Origin of the sequence: Aneurinibacillus aneurinilyticus ATCC 12856 (assembly GCF_000466385.1) — a bacterium.
GTDB classification, from domain to species: domain Bacteria; phylum Bacillota; class Bacilli; order Aneurinibacillales; family Aneurinibacillaceae; genus Aneurinibacillus; species Aneurinibacillus aneurinilyticus.
The window spans coordinates 1,986-5,839 of the sequence record NZ_KE952691.1 but is presented as its reverse complement, the minus strand read 5'-3'; the positions used below and the strand labels follow the sequence as shown (position 1 = coordinate 5,839).

Sequence of the window (3,854 nt, the reverse complement as noted above, 5' to 3'; positions counted from 1 at the left end):
TGTGTCCCGTTGTGGTGGCCTTTTTCTCTTTGGATAATCAACACCCTTGTTTTGAAATATTATTTAAACACATAAAATAAAGGGTATCCTATTTATAGTGTGCAATACATTCCGATTTTTTATTTTCATTACGAAAGGTTGTTGTACGTTGTGGGGGATATCACAATAGCGATTCATCACGTTCTTTATTTGCTCATTGTCATTTTTGCCGGAGGAATGATTGCCGGAAAAGTAGCTTCCAAGTTAAAAATACCCGATGTGGCTGTGTTTTTACTTCTCGGTATTGGAATTGGTCCAGGATTGCACCTGATTTCTGAAGAAAGCCGTTCTTTCATAAACCAGTTCATTCTTATACTTGGAGCTACGCTAATTTTATTTGATGGGGGACGTAATATTCGTTTGCAATCGCTGAAAAAGGTATGGCCCACGATAAGCTTATTAAGTGTTCCCGGCGTCATTATTACTGCACTTGTAACGGGATATGGTGCACATGTATTTTTACATATTCCCTTGCTTTATGGCTTTTTATTAGCTTCTATTATTGCTTCCACTGATCCAGCCACCTTAATCCCGGTATTTAAACAGGTGAAAATTCGACCAATTCTACGCGAGACAGTAGAAAGTGAATCAGCGTTTAATGATGCGACGGGATCGATTCTCACCTTTAGTGTGTTAGCCGTTGTAATGGGAACCAGCGATTTTTCCATCGGTGCAAGTACACTTGATTTTTTTAAGGTAGCATTGGGCGGGATGTTCATCGGTGCACTTATAGGATTTGTTGGCGCTTATTTAGTTTCTCATGTTGTGTTTGGCTTTTTACGGGATTATACGGTAATAGGAATGCTGGTTGTGGCGTTATTCTCTTACTTGTTAGGAGACTTGTTGCATGTAAGCGGTTTTATGGCGACTTTTGTTGCCGGAATTATCTGGGGTAATTCCTCTTGCTTCAGGCTTCATATGGAAGCGAAACAAAGGGAAATCCATCACTTTTCGGAGAATATGACCGTAATTATGCGTATGCTCATTTTTATTCTGTTAGGTAGCCAGGTAAATTTTTCAACAATAATGAAGCATCTCTGGGGAGGGCTTCTTGTTGTTTTTGTTCTAATGTTTGTTGCACGTCCATTGACTGTCTTCGCTTGTACTTTGCCTGACCGAAAAGCAAAATGGACTTGGGGAGAAATGTTATTTATGTGTTGGACAAGAGAAACAGGTGTGATCCCTGCTGCACTATCCGGTATCATTGTAGGAATGGGCGTGCAATATGCAGATGCCATTGCAGCTGTTACCTTTCTTGCGATTTTGATCACCATCTTACTGCAAGCGAGCGTGACACCATATGTAGCTCGGAAATTAGGAGTAGAGGAATTACGCAAAAAGCAAGGGACAACGTAAGTGCTGTACTTTGCCTTTATCCCAAAAAAACTTTCCTTTCAGAATTATTTTCATGATTTGCGGACAGGACACTCGCGACTTCAGTCGTGAGTAATTGACACTAGCGGTATGTACGCCTCCTCCATATCCTTGATATCGATCAGCATATGGGCCTGGAAGCAGGAAAACGATCATTATACTTTTCATCAGCGCTTCAAGGCCTTATGTTGATGATATCTACCTATCTGGAGCAGTCTCCTATTGGAGAATTCGAAAAACTTTACTTGTTTTTCATGATTGTTCGCCTTTTATTCCTGTATAATCCATAAGATACGTTTAGTAAATGTTTTTCCTTTATAGCTCTATACCCGTCAAGTTTGGATTGCTTGATACCTTTAAATCGAAACCCTTATATAACCATTCACAAAAAAGAACATTTGCTTCATTCGTTATTGTTCATCCTAATATATGAGTGGCTTGTATAATTCTTATCTTCTTACAAGTCCCAACACCTTTTCCTTATCATCTATTTCTTTTTCCCCTTCTGATGGTTGGGAAAGCTGTATACACTCGCGGAAAGCAAAGTGTTTACAGCCTACACACTTCTTTGTTTCAATTTGAGCCAGTGCATAATTAATTGCTTCTCCTGTATGATTGAAGAAATGTTCTTCTCCAAATTCACGATATAGCCCTGTTTTTTCTAACGCTTCTTTCAATGAAGGAACAATTCCAGAAATAAGAACCAAACCATTTTGCTTCTTAAAATGTTGAGCAATATTTCTAAAATAGAACTCGCCTGTGGTATCCATGAATGGAACTTTTCCCATGCGCAAAATCAAGATTTTTGGTTTGCAATGAATAGTTTCTAAAATGCCCTGTTCAAATGTTTGTGCAGCTCCAAAGAAAAGGGGCCCTTCAATTGTGTATATGCTAATTTGCGGGCAATCATGGGCTTCATTCACGACATGGGATCGCACTTTTCTATTTTCCTTGGTGTCATCCGGAAGAACCTTAGTAATAACGAGCATTTTGCTCATCCGTTTGGCAAACAAAATCACCGCCAAAATCAAACCTAGTTCTACAGCAGTCGTTAAACTCGTAAACACTGTAAAGAAGAAGGTGACAAGCAAGACAAGCGAATCGCCTGTTTTTGTTTTTAGCACATGAAGAAAGTGTTTTCGCTCGCTCATGTTCCAAGCTACCATCATTAAAATAGGGGCCATACTAGCAAGTGGAATATGAGAAGCATAGGGAGCTAAAAGCAGAAGCGTCAATAAAACAACCAACCCATGAATGACACCAGACATAGGCGAAACGGCTCCGCTTTTGATGTTGGTTGCAGTTCGTGCGATCGCCCCTGTTGCTGGAATCCCTCCGAATAAAGGCGTAATAATGTTGGCGATTCCCTGTCCTATGAGTTCTCGATTGCTGTTATGCTTACTGTTCGTCATTCCATCTGCTACGACAGCAGATAACAGGGATTCAATTCCGCCAAGTACGGCAATGACAAACGCTGGAGCAAGCAACTGTTGAATATGTCCCCAGGTTATATCTGGAATATGGAAATGAGGAAGCGTATTCGGAATAGCCCCAAACGAGGTGCCTATGGTAGGAACATGTTCTGAAAAGAACAGGGTGGCAATCACACTAGAGACGATCAATCCAATTAAGGAACCAGGTATTTTGGGTAAAAGTTTAGGTGTAGTTAAAATAACAAGAAAACAAATAAGCGCAGTAGCAAGACTATATAGATTGATAGTATGAATATGAACAACAATTTCTTTCATATTAGAAATAAAATCTTCATGCTTTTTGATACCTGTAAGGCCCAAAAGATTAGCAATTTGTCCTGTAAAAATAATGACGGCAATTCCTGAAGTAAATCCAATGGTAACAGGTTGTGGAATAAATTTAATTAGGGAACCGAGTCTAAAAAGCCCCATAAGGCACAGCATAATTCCTGCCAATAAGCCAGCAAGCAATAAATTTTCATACCCATAAACAATGACAATCCCAAACAAAATAGGGATAAATGCACCTGTAGGGCCTCCAATTTGATACTTCGAACCGCCAAATAACGAAATCAGAATTCCCGCAATACAAGTTGTATAAATGCCATATTCCGGCTTCACACCTGAAGCAATCGCAAAAGCCATGGCAAGCGGAATGGCAATTACCCCAACAATCACACCTGATAGAAGATCTTTTTGAAAAGATTCAAATGAATATCCTTCAAATCTCCCCGTAAATAACCTCTTCATTCCTAACCCTTCTTTTCTTGTTTGATTAACGTTATAAATCAAGTAGCTGGAATTTTAGCAAGACTATATAAGTTACACTTGATATTTTGACATGATCACGTGGTTGGAAGGAGGAAATTCGAAAAAAAGAGGAGGTTGGACGCGCCCTGCGCTTTGGCAGAAGAAAGGCCAGTGTGTCTTTTTCAGACCGTGCCCACCCACCGCCCTTCCGTCTTTTCT

General features: G+C 39.9%; 2 protein-coding genes. One reads left to right on the top strand and one right to left on the bottom strand.

Annotated elements, in window-relative coordinates:
• Positions 1 to 150: 150 nt before the first annotated feature.
• Positions 151 to 1,395: a cation:proton antiporter gene (locus HMPREF0083_RS03325; RefSeq protein ID WP_040301352.1), complete on the top strand. Its 1,245-nt coding sequence runs from the start codon at positions 151 to 153 to the stop codon at positions 1,393 to 1,395.
• A 467-nt stretch (positions 1,396 to 1,862) separates the two neighbouring features.
• Here HMPREF0083_RS03325 and HMPREF0083_RS03320 read toward each other — a convergent pair whose 3' ends face one another.
• On the bottom strand, positions 1,863 to 3,635 hold the full coding sequence (locus HMPREF0083_RS03320; protein WP_021619611.1) for a SulP family inorganic anion transporter: 1,773 nt from the start codon (positions 3,633 to 3,635) through the stop codon (positions 1,863 to 1,865).
• Positions 3,636 to 3,854 lie beyond the last annotated feature (219 nt).

Coding starts and splice junctions, on each gene's coding strand:
- HMPREF0083_RS03320 (WP_021619611.1), bottom strand. CDS start 3,635: ATGAAGAGGTTATTTACGGGGAGATTTGAAGGATATTCATTTGAATCT.